General features: G+C 36.9%; 1 pseudogene. It reads left to right on the forward strand.

What is annotated here, in order from left to right:
• A pseudogene (locus tag BWI92_RS27985) lies at window positions 1-367 on the forward strand (amidase family protein); the annotation flags it as partial.
• Between the last annotated feature and the right edge of the window lie 115 nt (window positions 368-482).

Genomic DNA, 482 nt, shown 5'->3' on the forward strand with positions numbered 1-482 from the left:
CTTGGCCCTATTTGTTAGAACAGTCGAAGATTGTGCAATTGTCTTTAATGCTATTAAAGGAACTGACGGAAAAGACCTCAGTACCATTGACGCTTCGTTTAGTTTTAATGGAAATAGAAAAGATTTGAAAGGTATCCGAATTGCTTATTTGAAAAAAGATTTTGACCGAAATTATCCGACCAAGGCGCAGGATTCTCTATCCTTGGTAACTTTACGCAAATATGCTTTTCCCTTTAGCAATTTTAGCGCTAGTTTTTGGAATATTTCCTCATCTAGTTTTCGATGTTTCAAATCAGGCTGTGAACGAGTTGATAAAGCTTTTTGCATAGGTACAAAAAGTCTAGAATGGCATTACTATCGTGGCTAGAACTGTATCCTCTTCGTTAGTGATTGAAAAGAAGCTTTACTTCCATAATGCAATTCAAGACGTTTTCGAAGGTTATCCAAACCAATACCATTAGCGCTTGTTTTGGGTTGTGGGT

Origin of the sequence: Flectobacillus sp. BAB-3569, from assembly GCF_002270355.1 — a bacterium.
Classification (GTDB): domain Bacteria; phylum Bacteroidota; class Bacteroidia; order Cytophagales; family Spirosomataceae; genus Flectobacillus; species Flectobacillus roseus.